At 50.0% G+C, this 18,517-nt stretch carries 13 protein-coding genes, 5 tRNA genes and 3 rRNA genes; 19 read left to right on the top strand and 2 right to left on the bottom strand.

Annotated elements, in window-relative coordinates; translation table 11 throughout:
• Window positions 1-70 precede the first annotated feature (70 nt).
• The 10 genes from pepQ to birA all read left to right on the top strand — a co-directional run bounded on the left by pepQ (window position 71) and on the right by birA (window position 11,826).
• The gene (gene pepQ / locus J9880_RS06265; protein WP_095924276.1) at window positions 71-1,402 is read left to right on the top strand and encodes a Xaa-Pro dipeptidase; all 1,332 of its coding nucleotides are present in this window, start codon (window positions 71-73) and stop codon (window positions 1,400-1,402) included.
• Window positions 1,402-2,013, top strand: coding sequence for an IMPACT family protein (locus J9880_RS06260; RefSeq protein ID WP_232770222.1), 612 nt, complete (start codon window positions 1,402-1,404; stop codon window positions 2,011-2,013). The genes pepQ and J9880_RS06260 overlap by 1 nt, the downstream gene beginning before the upstream one ends.
• A gap of 37 nt (window positions 2,014-2,050) precedes the next feature.
• The gene (trkH, locus tag J9880_RS06255) at window positions 2,051-3,502 is read left to right on the top strand and encodes a Trk system potassium transporter TrkH (protein WP_095924278.1); all 1,452 of its coding nucleotides are present in this window, start codon (window positions 2,051-2,053) and stop codon (window positions 3,500-3,502) included.
• Window positions 3,503-3,523: 21 nt separating this feature from the next.
• A complete protein-coding gene (hemG, locus tag J9880_RS06250; RefSeq protein ID WP_119825654.1) occupies window positions 3,524-4,063 on the top strand; it encodes a menaquinone-dependent protoporphyrinogen IX dehydrogenase in 540 nt (179 codons plus the stop codon).
• A 432-nt stretch (window positions 4,064-4,495) separates the two neighbouring features.
• Window positions 4,496-6,038 (top strand): 16S ribosomal RNA (locus tag J9880_RS06245).
• Window positions 6,039-6,181: 143 nt separating this feature from the next.
• Window positions 6,182-6,257 (top strand) — tRNA-Glu (locus tag J9880_RS06240).
• Between the two features lie 241 nt (window positions 6,258-6,498).
• Window positions 6,499-9,403 (top strand): 23S ribosomal RNA (locus tag J9880_RS06235).
• A 127-nt stretch (window positions 9,404-9,530) separates the two neighbouring features.
• Window positions 9,531-9,646, top strand: a 5S ribosomal RNA gene (gene rrf / locus J9880_RS06230).
• The 16S, 23S and 5S rRNA genes sit together here with 1 tRNA gene alongside, the layout of an rRNA operon.
• A gap of 186 nt (window positions 9,647-9,832) precedes the next feature.
• Window positions 9,833-10,870, top strand: a complete 1,038-nt coding sequence (murB, locus tag J9880_RS06225) for a UDP-N-acetylmuramate dehydrogenase (protein WP_095925256.1) — start codon at window positions 9,833-9,835, stop codon at window positions 10,868-10,870.
• Window positions 10,867-11,826 (top strand): bifunctional biotin--[acetyl-CoA-carboxylase] ligase/biotin operon repressor BirA, encoded by a 960-nt coding sequence (gene birA / locus J9880_RS06220; protein ID WP_232770221.1) that lies wholly within the window; start codon window positions 10,867-10,869, stop codon window positions 11,824-11,826. Before murB ends, birA begins: the two co-directional genes overlap by 4 nt.
• Window positions 11,827-11,877: 51 nt before the next feature.
• Here the strand turns inward: birA and coaA are convergent, their stop codons facing one another.
• The gene (gene coaA, locus J9880_RS06215) at window positions 11,878-12,828 is read right to left on the bottom strand and encodes a type I pantothenate kinase (protein WP_095924281.1); all 951 of its coding nucleotides are present in this window, start codon (window positions 12,826-12,828) and stop codon (window positions 11,878-11,880) included.
• Between the two features lie 217 nt (window positions 12,829-13,045).
• Entirely contained in the window at window positions 13,046-13,582 is a 537-nt protein-coding gene (locus J9880_RS06210; RefSeq protein ID WP_119825256.1) for a GNAT family N-acetyltransferase, read from the bottom strand.
• A 385-nt stretch (window positions 13,583-13,967) separates the two neighbouring features.
• Between J9880_RS06210 and J9880_RS06205 the strand changes: the two genes are divergently transcribed.
• The 9 genes from J9880_RS06205 to rplA all read left to right on the top strand — a co-directional run bounded on the left by J9880_RS06205 (window position 13,968) and on the right by rplA (window position 18,227).
• Window positions 13,968-14,043: transfer RNA gene (locus J9880_RS06205), tRNA-Thr, on the top strand.
• A 19-nt stretch (window positions 14,044-14,062) separates the two neighbouring features.
• Window positions 14,063-14,147: transfer RNA gene (locus J9880_RS06200), tRNA-Tyr, on the top strand.
• Between the two features lie 130 nt (window positions 14,148-14,277).
• Window positions 14,278-14,352 (top strand) — tRNA-Gly (locus J9880_RS06195).
• Between the two features lie 7 nt (window positions 14,353-14,359).
• Window positions 14,360-14,435 (top strand) — tRNA-Thr (locus J9880_RS06190).
• Window positions 14,436-14,543: 108 nt separating this feature from the next.
• Complete coding sequence (gene tuf, locus J9880_RS06185) at window positions 14,544-15,728, top strand: elongation factor Tu (RefSeq protein WP_095924283.1); 1,185 nt, start codon at window positions 14,544-14,546, stop codon at window positions 15,726-15,728.
• Between the two features lie 253 nt (window positions 15,729-15,981).
• Entirely contained in the window at window positions 15,982-16,365 is a 384-nt protein-coding gene (secE, locus tag J9880_RS06180; protein WP_034794996.1) for a preprotein translocase subunit SecE, read from the top strand.
• The gene (nusG, locus tag J9880_RS06175; protein WP_009639145.1) at window positions 16,366-16,911 is read left to right on the top strand and encodes a transcription termination/antitermination protein NusG; all 546 of its coding nucleotides are present in this window, start codon (window positions 16,366-16,368) and stop codon (window positions 16,909-16,911) included.
• A gap of 179 nt (window positions 16,912-17,090) precedes the next feature.
• Complete coding sequence (gene rplK, locus J9880_RS06170; RefSeq protein ID WP_013577413.1) at window positions 17,091-17,519, top strand: 50S ribosomal protein L11; 429 nt, start codon at window positions 17,091-17,093, stop codon at window positions 17,517-17,519.
• Between the two features lie 3 nt (window positions 17,520-17,522).
• The gene (rplA, locus tag J9880_RS06165) at window positions 17,523-18,227 is read left to right on the top strand and encodes a 50S ribosomal protein L1 (protein ID WP_095924284.1); all 705 of its coding nucleotides are present in this window, start codon (window positions 17,523-17,525) and stop codon (window positions 18,225-18,227) included.
• The last annotated feature ends 290 nt before the right edge of the window (window positions 18,228-18,517 follow it).

The following is an 18,517-nucleotide window of genomic DNA, read 5'->3' as shown; positions in this document are numbered from 1 at the left end:
GGGGACTATGGTCGCGGTAAGGCTGTGGTAAGATGCTGCATCGTCTTTCAGGTGAAAAAAGGACAGTTGGATGGAATCGCTTACTACGCTTTATAAAGAACATATCGCCACGCTGCAGACGCGTGCCCGTGAAATTCTGCAACGTTCTCAGCTTGATGCGTTACTGATTCACTCCGGTGAATTGCTGACGACCTTCCTTGATGACCACAGTTATCCTTTCAAAGTAAACCCGCAGTTCAAGGCCTGGGTGCCGGTCACGCAGGTGCCAAACTGCTGGCTGTGGGTGGATGGCGTGAATGCGCCGAAGCTGTGGTTCTATTCTCCGGTGGATTACTGGCACAGCCACGAGCCGCTGCCGGAGTCCTTCTGGACCAAAGAAATTTCCCTGACGCCGCTGGCCAATGCCGATGACATCAAAGGCCAGTTGCCGGTTGATCTCAAACGTGTGGGATATATTGGTTACAGTCAGGATCGCGCGATCAGCATGGGTATCCCTGCCGGGAACGTGAACCCGAAAGCCGTGCTGGATTTCCTGCATTATCATCGTGCCTACAAAACAGATTATGAACTGGCCTGTATGCGTGAAGCGCAGAAAGTGGCCGTCAGCGGACATCGCGCGGCGAAAGAAGCCTTCCTGTCCGGCATGAGCGAGTTCGACATTAATCTGGCGTATCTCACCGCCACCGGACACCGTGATACCGATGTGCCTTACAGCAACATCGTCGCGCTCAATGAACACGCGTCCATTTTGCACTACACCACGCTCGATAATCAGCCGCCTGCCGAAATGCGCAGTTTCCTGCTGGATGCCGGTGCGGAATACAACGGTTATGCCGCCGATCTGACGCGTACCTATGCCGCCAAACCTGACAGTGATTTTGCCGCGCTGGTGAAAGATCTCAATACCGAAGAACTGGCGTTGATCGATACGATTAAAGCCGGTGTGCGCTATACCGACTATCATGTTCAGATGCATCATCGCATCGCCAAATTGTTGAAAGCGCACAAGCTGGTGGTGGATATCAGTGAAGACGCCATGGTGGAACAGAACCTGACCGGGCCTTTCCTGCCACATGGTCTGGGGCATCCGCTGGGGTTACAGGTTCACGATGTCGCCGGGTTTATGCAAGACGATACGGGGACACATCTGGCCGCGCCTTCGCAATATCCTTATCTGCGTTGTACCCGCATGCTGGAGCCGGGGATGGTGCTGACCATCGAGCCGGGGCTGTATTTCATCGATTCGTTGCTGTTACCGTGGCGCGAAGGGCAGTTCAGCAAGCACTTTGCCTGGGATCGTATCGATGCGATGAAGCCATTTGGCGGTATCCGTATCGAAGACAATATTGTCATCCACGATAACCGTATCGAAAATATGACACGTGACCTGAAGCTGGCCTGATGCAGCCTTACTCCGTCCCCGCTGAGCCAGTCAGTTTCAGTGAAGAGATAAAGAAAAGCCGCTTCATCACCTTGCTGGCGAGAACGGAAGGGATTGAGGCGGCAAAAGCCTTTATTCAGGATGTCAGACATCAGCACCCTGCAGCGCGACATCACTGCTGGGCGTTTGTGGCTGGCGCGCCGGATGATTCTCAGCAACTGGGCTTTTCTGATGATGGCGAACCGGCGGGCACAGCCGGTAAACCCATCTTAAGTCAGCTGATGGGAAGCGGGGTGGGAGAGATCACAGCCGTCGTGGTGCGTTATTACGGCGGCGTTATGTTGGGCACCGGCGGGTTGGTGAAAGCCTACGGTGGCGGTGTTCAGCAGGCATTAAAACAACTTGTCGTGCAGCAAAAGGTGCCGCTGGCCGAGTTCGCGGTGCAGTGTGATTACAGCCAGTTACAGCTGGTGGAAACGCTGCTTTCGCAGGTGGGCGGACATATTTTACGCAGTGAGTTTGGCGCTGCGGTGGATCTCGTTCTGGCGTTGCCTGCGGCGGATGCGCCGGCAACGGTCAGTCACTTATTCGATATCAGCCGTGGCACGCTCATTCTGCGTCCGGTTTCTTAAATTTTTCTATGGTTAATTCGCTGAGGAACGCACCAGCATGCATTTTCGTGCCATAACACGCATTGTGGGGGTGCTCGTCATCCTTTTCTCGGGAACGATGATTATTCCCGGCCTGGTCGCTTTAATTTACCGCGATGGTGCGGGGCGTGCGTTCAGTCAGACCTTCTTCGTGGCGCTGGTGATCGGCCTGCTGCTCTGGCTGCCAAACCGGAAGCAAAAAAGTGAGCTTAAGCCACGGGAAGGTTTCCTGATCGTGGTGCTGTTCTGGACGGTGCTGGGCAGCGTCGGGGCACTGCCTTTTCTTTTTTCCGAGCGGCCAAATCTTTCCCTTACCGATGCTTTCTTTGAATCCTTCTCCGGTCTGACGACCACGGGCGCCACTACGCTGGTCGGGCTGGATTCGTTACCGAAAGCCATCCTGTTCTACCGGCAGATGCTGCAGTGGTTCGGCGGGATGGGGATCATTGTGCTCGCGGTGGCGATTCTGCCCATACTCGGTGTCGGTGGGATGCAGTTGTATCGTGCCGAAATGCCGGGGCCGCTGAAAGATAACAAGATGCGCCCGCGAATCGCTGAAACCGCCAAAACGCTGTGGCTTATTTATGTGCTGCTGACCATTGCCTGTGCGCTGTCCTTATGGGGCGCAGGCATGCCGGTCTTTGATGCGATTAGCCACAGTTTCTCAACTATCGCCATCGGCGGCTTCTCGACGCACGACGCCAGCATCGGGTATTTCCACAGCGGAACCATCAATACCATTGTGGCGGTTTTCCTGCTGATCTCCGGTTGTAACTATGGTCTGCACTTTGCGGTGCTGAGCGGGCGAAATCTCAAGGTGTACTGGCGTGACCCGGAATTCCGTATGTTTATCGGCGTGCAGTTCACGCTGGTGATCATCTGTACGGTGATTCTCTGGATCCACAATACCTACGGCTCAGGGCTGGAAACGCTGAATCAGGCATTCTTCCAGGTGGTTTCCATGGCTACCACGGCGGGATATACCACGGACAGTATTTCCAAATGGCCGCTGTTCCTGCCTCTTCTTCTATTATGTTCTGCCTTTATCGGGGGTTGTGCCGGTTCTACCGGTGGCGGCCTGAAAGTGATCCGCATCCTGTTGCTTTACTTACAGGGCTCACGCGAGCTGAAAAGGCTGGTTCACCCGAATGCGGTTTACACCATTAAATTGGGTAACCGCGCATTGCCGGAACGTATTATTGAAGCGGTGTGGGGTTTCTTCTCCGCTTACGCGCTGGTGTTTATTGTCAGTATGCTGGCGATTGTGGCGACCGGCGTGGATAACTTCTCCGCTTTTGCCGCCGTGACCGCGACACTCAATAACCTCGGGCCGGGCCTGGGGGTCGTGGCGGATAACTTTGCTTCGATGAATTCGGTGGCGAAATGGATCCTGATCGTCACCATGTTATTTGGTCGTCTGGAAGTCTTCACATTATTAGTGCTGTTCACGCCGACGTTCTGGCGGGAATGAGTTTAGGAAAGGGAAACCAGTATGAAAGCGTTGATACTCTATTCAAGTCGTGACGGACAAACGCATGCTATCGCTTCTTATATAGCGAATGAGCTGAAAGAGAAGTGCAGCTGCGATGTGGTCGATCTGGCTCATGCAGAGCGCGTCGATCTGAAAAGCTATGACCAGGTCATGATCGGTGCCTCTATACGTTACGGTCATTTTAATCCGGTGCTGGATAAATTCGTTAAAAAGCATGCCGGTATCCTTAACCACATGCCTTCGGCATTTTTCGGCGTTAACCTCACTGCGCGTAAACCCGAGAAACGTACGCCGCAGACGAATGCCTATGTGCGTAAGTTCCTGCTGGCGTCACCGTGGGAGCCGGCAATGTGTGGTGTCTTCGCCGGCGCATTACGTTATCCGCGCTATCGCTGGTTCGACAAGGTGATGATCCAACTTATTATGCGTATGACCGGCGGTGAAACGGATACCCGTAAAGAAGTCGAATATACCGACTGGCAGCAGGTGGCTAAATTCGCTGAAGATTTTGGGCAAATATCGTATAAAAAATCGCACTAATGCGGGCTAAATAGTCGTTTAGACCAAAAAGAAAGCATTCAGAAAGTTTTTTGAAATTAGGGGTTGCGGCCTTCTGAGAACTCCCTATAATGCGCCTCCACTGACCGGGAACAACGACTCCTCTAACGAGAACCAAGTCGCCCAGTCAGGAAGAATCAACCCGGTGAAAACACCGCATCTTGTAAAAGAAAATGGTTGACTCTTCAGGGAGAAAGAGTATTATCTGCCTCCCACGTTGCTGAGTTAAGTCTCGCAACGTACGCTCTTTAACAATTTATCAGACAATCTGTGTGGGCACTCACAAGACGATATCAGCCACTTCGGTGGCAAAAAATATCAAGTCTTAGAGTGACCAAGCAGTAATTCATTTAGTTGAATTATTACGAAGTAATCTCTGAGCATCGCTTCACTTGTTGAAGCAAATCGAACTTTTAATTGAAGAGTTTGATCATGGCTCAGATTGAACGCTGGCGGCAGGCCTAACACATGCAAGTCGAGCGGCAGCGGGAAGTAGCTTGCTACTTTGCCGGCGAGCGGCGGACGGGTGAGTAATGTCTGGGAAACTGCCTGATGGAGGGGGATAACTACTGGAAACGGTAGCTAATACCGCATGACCTCGCAAGAGCAAAGTGGGGGACCTTCGGGCCTCACGCCATCGGATGTGCCCAGATGGGATTAGCTAGTAGGTGAGGTAATGGCTCACCTAGGCGACGATCCCTAGCTGGTCTGAGAGGATGACCAGCCACACTGGAACTGAGACACGGTCCAGACTCCTACGGGAGGCAGCAGTGGGGAATATTGCACAATGGGCGCAAGCCTGATGCAGCCATGCCGCGTGTGTGAAGAAGGCCTTAGGGTTGTAAAGCACTTTCAGCGAGGAGGAAGGGTTCAGTGTTAATAGCACTGAACATTGACGTTACTCGCAGAAGAAGCACCGGCTAACTCCGTGCCAGCAGCCGCGGTAATACGGAGGGTGCAAGCGTTAATCGGAATTACTGGGCGTAAAGCGCACGCAGGCGGTTTGTTAAGTCAGATGTGAAATCCCCGAGCTTAACTTGGGAACTGCATTTGAAACTGGCAAGCTAGAGTCTTGTAGAGGGGGGTAGAATTCCAGGTGTAGCGGTGAAATGCGTAGAGATCTGGAGGAATACCGGTGGCGAAGGCGGCCCCCTGGACAAAGACTGACGCTCAGGTGCGAAAGCGTGGGGAGCAAACAGGATTAGATACCCTGGTAGTCCACGCTGTAAACGATGTCGACTTGGAGGTTGTGCCCTTGAGGCGTGGCTTCCGGAGCTAACGCGTTAAGTCGACCGCCTGGGGAGTACGGCCGCAAGGTTAAAACTCAAATGAATTGACGGGGGCCCGCACAAGCGGTGGAGCATGTGGTTTAATTCGATGCAACGCGAAGAACCTTACCTACTCTTGACATCCAGAGAATTCGCTAGAGATAGCTTAGTGCCTTCGGGAACTCTGAGACAGGTGCTGCATGGCTGTCGTCAGCTCGTGTTGTGAAATGTTGGGTTAAGTCCCGCAACGAGCGCAACCCTTATCCTTTGTTGCCAGCGAGTAATGTCGGGAACTCAAAGGAGACTGCCGGTGATAAACCGGAGGAAGGTGGGGATGACGTCAAGTCATCATGGCCCTTACGAGTAGGGCTACACACGTGCTACAATGGCATATACAAAGAGAAGCAAACTCGCGAGAGCAAGCGGACCTCATAAAGTATGTCGTAGTCCGGATTGGAGTCTGCAACTCGACTCCATGAAGTCGGAATCGCTAGTAATCGTAGATCAGAATGCTACGGTGAATACGTTCCCGGGCCTTGTACACACCGCCCGTCACACCATGGGAGTGGGTTGCAAAAGAAGTAGGTAGCTTAACCTTCGGGAGGGCGCTTACCACTTTGTGATTCATGACTGGGGTGAAGTCGTAACAAGGTAACCGTAGGGGAACCTGCGGTTGGATCACCTCCTTACCTAAAGATACGCATTGTGCAGTGTCCACACAGATTGTCTGATGAAATTAATGAGCAAGAGCACCTGTTGATGCAGTGAGGGCAACCTTACGCTGATACGAAAAGTGCCAAACCATGTATGTGGTCTGGTACGGAATTTTCGTGTCCCCATCGTCTAGAGGCCTAGGACACTGCCCTTTCACGGCTGTAACAGGGGTTCGAATCCCCTTGGGGACGCCATTCCGATAATGTGTGAAAGACATTATCAACTGTTCTTTTATGAACAGAAAATAACTTAAAGATGACTTTAATGAGTCGTGTTTAAGATATTGCTCTTTAACAATCTGGAACAAGCTGAAAATTGAAAGTTTACAGCTGAACATCACTCTCCGTAGAAGTACTGAGTGATGGATTAGTCTGTAACAGAGTCTCTCAAATAATCGCAGCGCGATGTTGTCTTTAAGACACCTTCGGGTTGTGAGGTTAAGCGACTAAGCGTACACGGTGGATGCCTAGGCAGTCAGAGGCGATGAAGGGCGTGCTAATCTGCGAAAAGCGTCGGTAAGGTGATATGAACCGTTATACCCGACGATACCCGAATGGGGAAACCCAGTGTGTTTCGACACATTATCATTACATGAATACATAGTGTAATGAGGCGAACCGGGGGAACTGAAACATCTAAGTACCCGAGGAAAGAAATCAACCGAGATTCCCCCAGTAGCGGCGAGCGAACGGGGAAGAGCCCAGAACCTGAATCAGGGTATGTGTTAGTGGAAGCGTCTGGAAAGTCGCACAGTATAGGGTGATAGTCCCGTACACAAAAATGCATACGTTGTGAGTTCGATGAGTAGGGCGGGACACGTGACATCCTGTCTGAATATGGGGGGACCATCCTCCAAGGCTAAATACTCCTGACTGACCGATAGTGAACCAGTACCGTGAGGGAAAGGCGAAAAGAACCCCGGCGAGGGGAGTGAAATAGAACCTGAAACCGTGTACGTACAAGCAGTGGGAGCCTACTTTGTTGGGTGACTGCGTACCTTTTGTATAATGGGTCAGCGACTTATATTTTGTAGCAAGGTTAACCGTATAGGGGAGCCGTAGGGAAACCGAGTCTTAACTGGGCGTCAAGTTGCAAGGTATAGACCCGAAACCCGGTGATCTAGCCATGGGCAGGTTGAAGGTTGGGTAACACTAACTGGAGGACCGAACCGACTAATGTTGAAAAATTAGCGGATGACTTGTGGCTGGGGGTGAAAGGCCAATCAAACCGGGAGATAGCTGGTTCTCCCCGAAAGCTATTTAGGTAGCGCCTCGTGAACTCATCTTCGGGGGTAGAGCACTGTTTCGACTAGGGGGCCATCCCGGCTTACCAACTCGATGCAAACTACGAATACCGAAGAATGTTATCACGGGAGACACACGGCGGGTGCTAACGTCCGTCGTGAAGAGGGAAACAACCCAGACCGCCAGCTAAGGTCCCAAAGTCATGGTTAAGTGGGAAACGATGTGGGAAGGCATAGACAGCCAGGATGTTGGCTTAGAAGCAGCCATCATTTAAAGAAAGCGTAATAGCTCACTGGTCGAGTCGGCCTGCGCGGAAGATGTAACGGGGCTAAACCATGCACCGAAGCTGCGGCAGCGACGCTTATGCGTTGTTGGGTAGGGGAGCGTTCTGTAAGCCGTCGAAGGTGAACTGTGAGGTTTGCTGGAGGTATCAGAAGTGCGAATGCTGACATAAGTAACGATAATGCGGGTGAAAAACCCGCACGCCGGAAGACCAAGGGTTCCTGTCCAACGTTAATCGGGGCAGGGTGAGTCGACCCCTAAGGCGAGGCTGAAAAGCGTAGTCGATGGGAAGCTGGTTAATATTCCAGCACTTGGTGTTACTGCGAAGGGGGGACGGAGAAGGCTAGGCTAGCCGGGCGACGGTTGTCCCGGTTCAAGCGTGTAGGGGTGTAGTCCTGGTAAATCCGGATTACTTTAACCCTGAGGCGTGATAACGAGCCACTACGGTGGTGAAGTAGTTGATGCCAAGCTTCCAGGAAAAGCCTCTAAGCTCCAGGTAACACGAAATCGTACCCCAAACCGACACAGGTGGTCAGGTAGAGAATACTCAGGCGCTTGAGAGAACTCGGGTGAAGGAACTAGGCAAAATGGTGCCGTAACTTCGGGAGAAGGCACGCTGGCGCGTAGGTGAAGGGACTTGCTCCCGGAGCTGAAGCCAGTCGAAGATACCAGCTGGCTGCAACTGTTTAATAAAAACACAGCACTGTGCAAACACGAAAGTGGACGTATACGGTGTGACGCCTGCCCGGTGCCGGAAGGTTAATTGATGGGGTTATCCGTAAGGAGAAGCTCTTGATCGAAGCCCCGGTAAACGGCGGCCGTAACTATAACGGTCCTAAGGTAGCGAAATTCCTTGTCGGGTAAGTTCCGACCTGCACGAATGGCGTAATGATGGCCAGGCTGTCTCCACCGAGACTCAGTGAAATTGAACTCGCTGTGAAGATGCAGTGTACCCGCGGCAAGACGGAAAGACCCCGTGAACCTTTACTATAGCTTGACACTGAACATTGAGCCTTGATGTGTAGGATAGGTGGGAGGCTTTGAAGCGTGGACGCCAGTCTGCGTGGAGCCAACCTTGAAATACCACCCTTTAATGTTTGATGTTCTAACTCGGCCCCATAATCTGGGGTGAGGACAGTGTCTGGTGGGTAGTTTGACTGGGGCGGTCTCCTCCTAAAGAGTAACGGAGGAGCACGAAGGTTAGCTAATCACGGTCGGACATCGTGAGGTTAGTGCAATGGCATAAGCTAGCTTGACTGCGAGAGTGACGGCTCGAGCAGGTACGAAAGTAGGTCATAGTGATCCGGTGGTTCTGAATGGAAGGGCCATCGCTCAACGGATAAAAGGTACTCCGGGGATAACAGGCTGATACCGCCCAAGAGTTCATATCGACGGCGGTGTTTGGCACCTCGATGTCGGCTCATCACATCCTGGGGCTGAAGTAGGTCCCAAGGGTATGGCTGTTCGCCATTTAAAGTGGTACGCGAGCTGGGTTTAGAACGTCGTGAGACAGTTCGGTCCCTATCTGCCGTGGGCGTTGGAAGATTGAGAGGGGCTGCTCCTAGTACGAGAGGACCGGAGTGGACGCATCACTGGTGTTCGGGTTGTCATGCCAATGGCATTGCCCGGTAGCTAAATGCGGAAAAGATAAGCGCTGAAAGCATCTAAGCGCGAAACTTGCCTCGAGATGAGTCTTCCCTGTGGCTTTAAGCCACCTGAAGGGACGTTTAAGACTAAGACGTTGATAGGCTGGGTGTGTAAGTGCAGCGATGCATTGAGCTAACCAGTACTAATGACCCGAGAGGCTTAACCTTACAACACCAAAGGTGTTTTAGCAGAGACTTTGAAGTAGATTTTCAGCTGATTGTTCCGAGATTGGTTCGTATGGCGGTGTGTGGTGAGAACTCATGACACGATGCGGTATGAATGAAACAGAATTTGCCTGGCGGCAGTAGCGCGGTGGTCCCACCTGACCCCATGCCGAACTCAGAAGTGAAACGCCGTAGCGCCGATGGTAGTGTGGGGTCTCCCCATGCGAGAGTAGGGAACTGCCAGGCATCAAATAAAGCCAAAAGCCCCGCACGAAAGTGTGGGGCTTTTGGCTATGGGGAATTTGAGGCAGCATGTATATTATTCATCCCATTCTCACATCAGCTATTTCGCCCACCCTGTAAAACGCTACGTAACCGGATATCGAATCGGTTAAACTAAGCCTAAATAAGTCACTCATGAGTAATATTGTTATGTCGACTGGCGGTACTTCTCTTCAATCCCTGAATACATTTTCTCTGGCGGCTGATGCGGCTGAAATTATTCATGCTCAAAACGTTGAACAACTGATTGCCGCATGGAAATCAGCGCAGGAAAAACAGCAGCCATTTTTGCTTTTAGGTGAAGGAAGTAATGTTCTTTTCCTTGAGGATTTTGCAGGGTCAGTAGTCCTGAATCGGATCAAGGGGATCAGTCTGACTGAAAATGCTGATGAGTGGTTGCTGCATGTCGGGGCGGGTGAAAACTGGCACCATCTGGTGTGTTACACCTTAGATCATAATATTGCAGGTCTCGAGAATCTTGCTTTAATTCCGGGATGTGTAGGTTCTGCCCCGATTCAAAATATTGGTGCATACGGAATCGAGCTACAAAGCGTTTGTGAATACGTTGATGTTTTGGATCTTCAGGCAGGGAAAGTGACCCGTTTAACATCTGCAGAATGCCAGTTTGGTTATCGCGAGAGCATATTTAAACATGCCTATAAAGACGGATATGCCATTATCTCTGTAGGTCTGAAGCTAAAAAAACACTGGCAACCAAAATTAACATATGGAGATCTGAGCCGCTTAGATCCAGAGACTGTCACTCCCCGTGAAATCTTTGATTCCGTTTGCGCGATGCGACAAAACAAATTGCCAGATCCTGCCGTTACCGGTAATGCCGGAAGTTTCTACAAGAACCCTGCCGTGGATGCATCGGTAGCGGAGAAAATCAGCAGCGTATATCCCACTATGCCTTCTTATCCGCAGGCTAACGGGCAAATAAAGCTGGCAGCCGGTTGGTTGGTTGAACAGGCCGGTCTGAAAGGCTTTGCCATTGGTGGGGCTGCCGTTCACGATAAACAGGCTTTGGTACTGATTAACAAAGATCACGCAAGCAGTGCAGATGTACGCGCATTGGCAAAATATGTGCGTGATGCTGTTGCTGAAAAATTTGGTATCTGGCTTGAACCTGAAGTTCGTTTTATCGCAGGTAATGGTGAAGTAAACGCTGTGGGAGCACTGTCATGAAAGATATTACCGTTCCTCTGCAGTTGATTTCTATTTTAGCTGATGGTGAATTTCATTCCGGCGAACAGTTAGGTACAGCCATGGGCATGAGCCGTGCTGCGATTAATAAACATATCCAGACGGTACGTGACTGGGGCGTTGATATCTTTACTGTTCCGGGTAAAGGTTACAGCCTGCCATATCCTATCCAGTTGCTCAACGAAGAGAAGATCCTTGCACTGCTCCCGGCAGGTCAGGTCAGGGTTTTGCCCGTTATCGATTCTACTAACCAGTATCTTATGGACCGAATTGGCGAATTAAGTTCTGGGGATGCGTGCGTAGCAGAATACCAACAGGCGGGTCGGGGACGTCGCGGGCGCAAGTGGTTCTCACCTTTTGGCAGTAATCTTTATCTTTCTATGTACTGGAAGCTGGAACAGGGACCTGCCGCAGCAATGGGGCTGAGCCTGGTTATCGGCATTGTAATGGCAGAAGTTCTGCAGCGACTGGGTGCGAAAGATGTACGCGTAAAATGGCCTAATGATCTTTATCTTAATGACCGCAAGCTGGCGGGGATACTGGTTGAATTAACCGGCAAAACCGGAGATGCGGCACAGCTGGTTATTGGTGCGGGAATCAACCTTAAGATGCGAGAACCCGCGACAGACACGATCAATCAGGGATGGATAAATCTGCAGGAGGCGGGGGTTAATATTGATCGTAATGAACTCACCGCAACCTTACTGAAAGAACTACGGTCAGCATTATTACATTTCGAGCAGGAAGGATTGGCGCCATTTATTACCCGCTGGCGGGGATTAGATAACTTCCTCGACCGCCCGGTTAAATTACTCATCGGTGATCAGGAAATTCATGGTATCGAGCGAGGTATTGATGCTCAGGGAGCACTGCTGCTTGAACAGGATGGCGTGCAAAAACCTTATATTGGTGGTGAGATTTCACTGCGCGGCGTCTGATTAAAATAAAGGAGAGCGTTTGCTCTCCTTTATTCAATTAAGGTGAGTTATTTATTTTCTTAACCGAACGCTTTCAACTGCATGGTTAGCACTTTTGGTTAGAATTAAGCTGGCTCGTTCACGCGTTGGCAATATATTTTCTTTCAAATTCAATCCATTAATCTCATTCCACAATTGCGTTGCAATGTTCACTGCTTCTTCTTCAGGCAATTTTGCATAATGGTGGAAATAAGAATCCGGATCTGAAAATGCACCCTGTCTGAATTTAAGGAACCGATTAATATACCAGCCTTGTAACAAGTCTTCGGGCGCATCAACGTATATAGAGAAATCGACAAAGTCAGAAACAAATACATGGTGCGGGTCATGGGGATAATCCATACCACTTTGTAAGACATTCAACCCTTCCAGGATCAGAATATCGGGTTGCTCAATGACTTTATTGCCATCAGGGATCACATCGTAGATCAGATGTGAGTAGACAGGGGCTGTCACATGTTTCGCCCCGGACTTAACTTCTGATACGAAATTCACCAGTTGATGCATATCGTAAGACTGCGGGAATCCTTTTTTCTTCATTATCCCGCGCTCCTGGAGCGTCTTGTTGGGATAAAGGAAACCATCAGTGGTAATCAGTTCTACGGAACGATGCTCTGGCCAACGGCTTAACAATGCCTGAAGGACACGGGCAGTGGTACTTTTACCCACCGCCACACTTCCCGCAATTCCAATGACGTAAGGGATTTTTTGTCCATCTGTACCGAGGAACTGTTCCAGCACGGCTTGTCGGCGCAAGTTAGAACTGATGTAAAAATTGAGAAGGCGCGAAAGCGGCAGATAGATTTGCGCAACTTCCTCGAGGGATAAATCCTCGTTTATGCCTTTCAGGTTCACCACTTCCGCTTCTTTGAGCGTGAGCGGTACTGAATCACGTAAGGCTGCCCACTGCGCACGATCGAATTGCAGATAAGGAGTTGCCAAAGATGGGTCTCTTTTTTTCATAAGTTAAAGTCTGCCTGTTAGCGCAGGTCAGGAAAGGCGATCACGCCAACTCCAGACAGTAAACCAGCAGCATATTATAGACACCTTAATTTTTGGGGGAGATCTTTTTCTTATAACTTATCGATTTCTTTGATTGAGTTAAAAATTTTTTAAGAAAATGATGTAAACGCAGGGTGCCTGTAACAGTGCGGTGAACGCTCACCACACTGTTTAAGGACTAAAAGAGGGGTAGGGATGCGTGTGGGAAAGGCGAAAGTTGTTTGTAATAGACCACATCATTTTTTCTGCTGTAGCGGACAGCGTCCTGCCTGAGCTCAGCGCATCGGTATCCCTGAGCGCGGTAGAAGGCTTCTGCCTCTGAGCCGGACTGCATATCTGAGGACAATACAGAGCAACGCAACTCTTGGGCGGTATTTTCCAGCTCACGCATCAACAAACGGCCTACACCACGTCGCTTGGCGCGGGAACTGACCAGCAGAGTGACGACCTCCGCCTGATGGGACTGATCTGACGAATGGGCTAAGTCAAGCTGGACTGTGCCGATAACACCCTGCTCATCTCTGGCAATCCACAGTAATCGCTCATTTTGAGATAGTGCAGGGCGCAGGTCATGAAAAGCGTCTTCGGCCTCTTTATGCCCGGTGATATGTGGAAAGCCAACGCAGGCACCTTGACTGTTGGCATCTACCAGCAACTGCGCCAGTTCATCTCTGTAGACAGGTAACGTTGCAGCATTGAGCATGACAATTTTCATTGCGCACTCCTTCATTTGATAAACCAGGGTGTTCGCCAGAGGGGTTGCAATATCTGCGCCAGAATTTTTGGTCGGAAAATCAGGCGCAACCTGGAAAGAAATGTCTTTTGATGTTCATTAATGAAGCAAGAGCCCATTTGCGGTGCATAAATCTCAGGATTGCGCTCTGCGAATGATGTGTTTCAATGAATGGCAGAAAGGAAAGAGAGCACCCTGCCCATTGCCAGGCACGAAGACACAGGGATTTTGAATAGAATTTGAGCCTTTAAACCCCAAAGAAAGGGAAAATGCTTACTTTTTGAATAAAACATGAGCGATAGCGCAAAACATGCAATTTTTTTGTTGCATAGGCCGTAAACTCTCCATAGAATGCGCAGCACTTGATGCCGGCATAGCTCAGTTGGTAGAGCAACTGACTTGTAATCAGTAGGTCCCGAGTTCGACTCTTGGTGCCGGCACCATTCAAGTACTTAACAATTAGGTGGGGTTCCCGAGCGGCCAAAGGGAGCAGACTGTAAATCTGCCGTCATCGACTTCGAAGGTTCGAATCCTTCCCCCACCACCATACAAGCCTTAGCAATGAGGCAGCTTGAAGTGAAAGAGTCGCTTCAAGTGAAGGTGAGGAATTAAGCGTCTCACGTCCTTTTCCCCGTCTTCGAGTTCTTCAGAAAAATCAGGTAGCCGAGTTCCAGGATGCGGGCATCGTATAATGGCTATTACCTCAGCCTTCCAAGCTGATGATGTGGGTTCGATTCCCACTGCCCGCTCCAAGTATGTGCTGATATAGCTCAGTTGGTAGAGCGCACCCTTGGTAAGGGTGAGGTCGGCAGTTCGAATCTGCCTATCAGCACCACTTCCAAATTCTCCCTCCTGATTTTCTTTCTGTAAACTAATTCGTCAAGCAAATGCTTGGTTGATGTGGTGATACCACCGATTTAACCGTGTCTTAGAGGGACAATCGATGTCTAAAGAAAAGTTTGAACGTACAAAACCGCACGTTAACGTTGGTACTATCGGCCACGTTGACCACGGTAAAACTACCCTGACTGCAGCAATCACTACCGTTCTGGCTAAAACCTACGGCGGTTCTGCACGCGCATTCGACCAGATCGATAACGCACCAGAAGAAAAAGCTCGTGGTATCACCATCAACACTTCTCACGTTGAATATGACACCCCAAGCCGTCACTACGCGCACGTTGACTGCCCAGGGCACGCCGACTACGTGAAAAACATGATCACCGGTGCTGCTCAGATGGACGGCGCTATCCTGGTTGTTGCTGCAACTGATGGCCCTATGCCACAGACTCGTGAGCACATCCTGCTGGGTCGCCAGGTTGGCGTTCCTTACATCATCGTGTTCCTGAACAAATGTGACATGGTTGATGACGAAGAGCTGCTGGAACTGGTAGAAATGGAAGTTCGTGAACTTCTGTCTACTTATGACTTCCCAGGCGATGACACTCCAGTTGTTCGTGGTTCAGCGCTGAAAGCACTGGAAGGCGACGCAGAGTACGAAGCAAAAATCATCGAACTGGCCGGTTTCCTGGACAGCTACATCCCAGAACCAGAGCGCGCAATTGACAAGCCATTCCTGCTGCCAATCGAAGACGTATTCTCCATCTCCGGCCGTGGTACAGTTGTTACCGGTCGTGTAGAGCGCGGTATCGTTAAAGTTGGCGAAGAAGTTGAAATCGTTGGTATCAAAGATACTGCTAAATCAACTTGTACTGGCGTTGAAATGTTCCGCAAATTGCTGGACGAAGGCCGTGCTGGTGAGAACGTTGGTGTTCTGCTGCGTGGTATCAAACGTGAAGATATTGAACGTGGTCAGGTTCTGGCTAAACCAGGCTCAATCAAACCACACACCCAGTTCGAATCTGAAGTGTACATTCTGAGCAAAGATGAAGGTGGTCGTCATACTCCATTCTTCAAAGGCTACCGTCCACAGTTCTACTTCCGTACAACTGACGTGACCGGTACCATCGAACTGCCAGAAGGCGTTGAAATGGTAATGCCAGGTGACAACATCAAAATGGTTGTTACCTTGATCCACCCAATCGCGATGGATGACGGTCTGCGTTTCGCAATCCGTGAAGGCGGCCGTACTGTAGGTGCTGGTGTTGTTGCTAAAGTTATCGCTTAATCGCTGATAATTTTTTGTCACTATTCGTTGACGCAATACACCCTAAAAGGGCATCATTCGATGCCCTTTTTTCTACGCTGTGGCGCGAGAACCTATCTCATCAGCGATTTTTACGTCATAATCACTGGTGAGATAGGCTCTGAGATATAGCGTAAAACACCGAATTGCGCTCTAGTAGAGCATCGATCGGTTTGGTTTGCCTCGCAATGCGAGGCAAAGTTGTTTGTTCTGAATCATTGTGACGGGTTGGTTTATGAGTGCGAATACCGAGGCTCAAGGGAGCGGGCGCGGCCTGGAAGCGGTAAAGTGGCTGGTTGTTGCCGTTTTGTTGGTTGTAGCTATTGTCGGTAACTACTATTACCGTGCATACAGCCTGCCGTTACGCGCGTTAGCCGTAGTAGTTATTATCGCAATTGCAGGTGCGGTGGCATTATTGACCACTAAAGGCAAAGCGACAGTCGCGTTTGCTCGCGAAGCGCGTACTGAAGTACGTAAAGTCATTTGGCCAACGCGCCAGGAAACATTGCATACCACACTGATCGTTGCTGCGGTGACTGCCGTTATGTCTCTGATTCTGTGGGGGCTGGATGGTATTTTAGTCCGCCTGGTATCTTTCATTACTGGCTTGAGGTTCTAAATGTCTGAAGCACCTAAAAAACGTTGGTACGTCGTTCAGGCGTTTTCCGGCTTTGAAGGCCGCGTAGCGCAATCGCTGCGTGAGCACATCAAATTACATGACATGGAAGAACTGTTTGGTGAAGTCATGGTTCCAACCGAAGAAGTGGTTGAGATCCGTGGTGGCCAACGCCGTAAAAGTGAACGTAAATTCTTCCCGGGTTATGTGCTGGTACAAATGGTGATGAATGACGCCAGCTGGCACTTAGTTCGCAGCGTTCCTCGTGTCATGGGCTTCATTGGCGGAACGTCAGATCGTCCTGCACCAATCAGCGATAAAGAAGTTGATGCGATCATGAATCGCCTGCAACAAGTGGGTGATAAGCCACGTCCTAAAACACTGTTTGAACCAGGCGAACTGGTGCGTGTTAACGACGGTCCGTTTGCGGACTTCAATGGTGTGGTCGAAGAAGTTGATTACGAAAAAAGCCGCCTGAAAGTGTCTGTATCCATCTTTGGCCGTGCAACACCGGTTGAACTGGACTTCGGTCAGGTAGAAAAAGGCTAACAACAGCGTTCTCAATATTCATTAGAACAGATGTTGTACAGGGCGCGAAATTGAACTATAATTTCGCGCCTTTTGTTTTTATGTGTGGTCTCTGCACATAAAAAGATAAAGAACAAAGTTCTGTAAATAACGGGGAGCCTCTTCAAACAGGCGATATTACCCAAACGAGGATATTTACCATGGCCAAGAAAGTACAAGCCTACGTTAAGCTGCAAGTTGCAGCTGGTATGGCAAACCCAAGTCCGCCAGTTGGTCCAGCTCTGGGTCAGCAAGGCGTGAACATCATGGAATTCTGTAAAGCGTTCAATGCTAAAACTGATAGCATGGAAAAAGGCTTACCGATTCCTGTTGTTATTACTGTTTACTCTGACCGTTCTTTCACCTTTGTTACCAAAACCCCTCCTGCAGCAGTACTGCTGAAGAAAGCGGCTGGTATCAAGTCTGGTTCCGGCAAGCCGAACAAAGACAAAGTGGGTAAAGTAACGAGTGCTCAGGTTCGTGAAATCGCAGAAACCAAAGCTGCGGACATGACTGGTTCTGACGTTGAAGCGATGACTCGCTCCATCGAAGGTACTGCTCGTTCCATGGGCCTGGTAGTGGAGGATTAATAAATGGCTAAGCTGACCAAGCGCATGCGCGTGATCCGTGACAAAGTTGATGCTACTAAACAGTATGACATCACCGAAGCCGTTGCTCTGCTCAAAGAGCTGGCCACTGCTAAATTCGTAGAAAGCGTTGACGTTGCTGTTAACCTCGGCATCGACGCTCGTAAATCTGATCAAAACGTTCGCGGCGCAACCGTACTGCCACACGGCACCGGTCGTTCTGTTCGCGTTGCCGTCTTCACCCAAGGTGCAAACGCTGAAGCTGCTAAAGCTGCAGGCGCTGAGCTGGTAGGTATGGAAGATCTGGCTGACATGATCAAGAAAGGCGAAATGAACTTCGACGTTGTTATTGCATCTCCTGATGCAATGCGCGTTGTTGGCCAATTAGGTCAGGTACTGGGCCCACGTGGTCTGATGCCTAACCCGAAAGTGGGTACTGTAACTCCTAACGTTGCTGAAGCAGTTAAGAACGCTAAAGCGGGTCAGGTTCGTTACCGTAACGACAAAAACGGCATCATCCATACCACTATCGGTAAGGTTGATTTCGAATCCGACAAGCTGAAAGAAAACCTGGAAGCTCTGTTGGTCGCTCTGAAAAAAGCGAAGCCTTCTCAGGCTAAAGGCGTTTTCATCAAGAAAGTAAGCCTGTCCACTACCATGGGCGCAGGTCTTTCTGTTGATCAAAGCGGCCTGAGCGCAACAGTTAACTAATTAACTGCTGACGTTTATCGCTTTACGCGGGCGATAGATTTGTCTAGAATCTATGGCCCGTTGTTTCGTTAATGCGAAACCAAGAATTTTCGGTTGGAGTCTGGCCTATCCAGACCTCCGTCCAAGACCGCAGGTGTCCTGAAAGGGACTTAATCCTTCCTGCGTAGACGGTGACAGAGCCTGAAGAAAATATTTCTTTGTCTTTTTTATAAAGAATTAAGATTTGTCTTTGCTGGATTCTCTGCTCACCGTGTTTGAACGCTTGATATCGATACTCGATAACAAGTGAT

It is taken from the genome of Rahnella victoriana, assembly GCF_021276285.1.
Lineage (GTDB): Bacteria > Pseudomonadota > Gammaproteobacteria > Enterobacterales > Enterobacteriaceae > Rahnella > Rahnella victoriana.
This window is presented reverse-complemented; position numbering and strand designations above follow the sequence as displayed.

Coding starts and splice junctions, on each gene's coding strand:
- pepQ (WP_095924276.1), top strand. CDS start 71: ATGGAATCGCTTACTACGCTTTATAAAGAACATATCGCCACGCTGCAG.
- J9880_RS06260 (WP_232770222.1), top strand. CDS start 1,402: ATGCAGCCTTACTCCGTCCCCGCTGAGCCAGTCAGTTTCAGTGAAGAG.
- trkH (WP_095924278.1), top strand. CDS start 2,051: ATGCATTTTCGTGCCATAACACGCATTGTGGGGGTGCTCGTCATCCTT.
- hemG (WP_119825654.1), top strand. CDS start 3,524: ATGAAAGCGTTGATACTCTATTCAAGTCGTGACGGACAAACGCATGCT.
- murB (WP_095925256.1), top strand. CDS start 9,833: ATGTCGACTGGCGGTACTTCTCTTCAATCCCTGAATACATTTTCTCTG.
- birA (WP_232770221.1), top strand. CDS start 10,867: ATGAAAGATATTACCGTTCCTCTGCAGTTGATTTCTATTTTAGCTGAT.
- coaA (WP_095924281.1), bottom strand. CDS start 12,828: ATGAAAAAAAGAGACCCATCTTTGGCAACTCCTTATCTGCAATTCGAT.
- J9880_RS06210 (WP_119825256.1), bottom strand. CDS start 13,582: ATGAAAATTGTCATGCTCAATGCTGCAACGTTACCTGTCTACAGAGAT.
- tuf (WP_095924283.1), top strand. CDS start 14,544: ATGTCTAAAGAAAAGTTTGAACGTACAAAACCGCACGTTAACGTTGGT.
- secE (WP_034794996.1), top strand. CDS start 15,982: ATGAGTGCGAATACCGAGGCTCAAGGGAGCGGGCGCGGCCTGGAAGCG.
- nusG (WP_009639145.1), top strand. CDS start 16,366: ATGTCTGAAGCACCTAAAAAACGTTGGTACGTCGTTCAGGCGTTTTCC.
- rplK (WP_013577413.1), top strand. CDS start 17,091: ATGGCCAAGAAAGTACAAGCCTACGTTAAGCTGCAAGTTGCAGCTGGT.
- rplA (WP_095924284.1), top strand. CDS start 17,523: ATGGCTAAGCTGACCAAGCGCATGCGCGTGATCCGTGACAAAGTTGAT.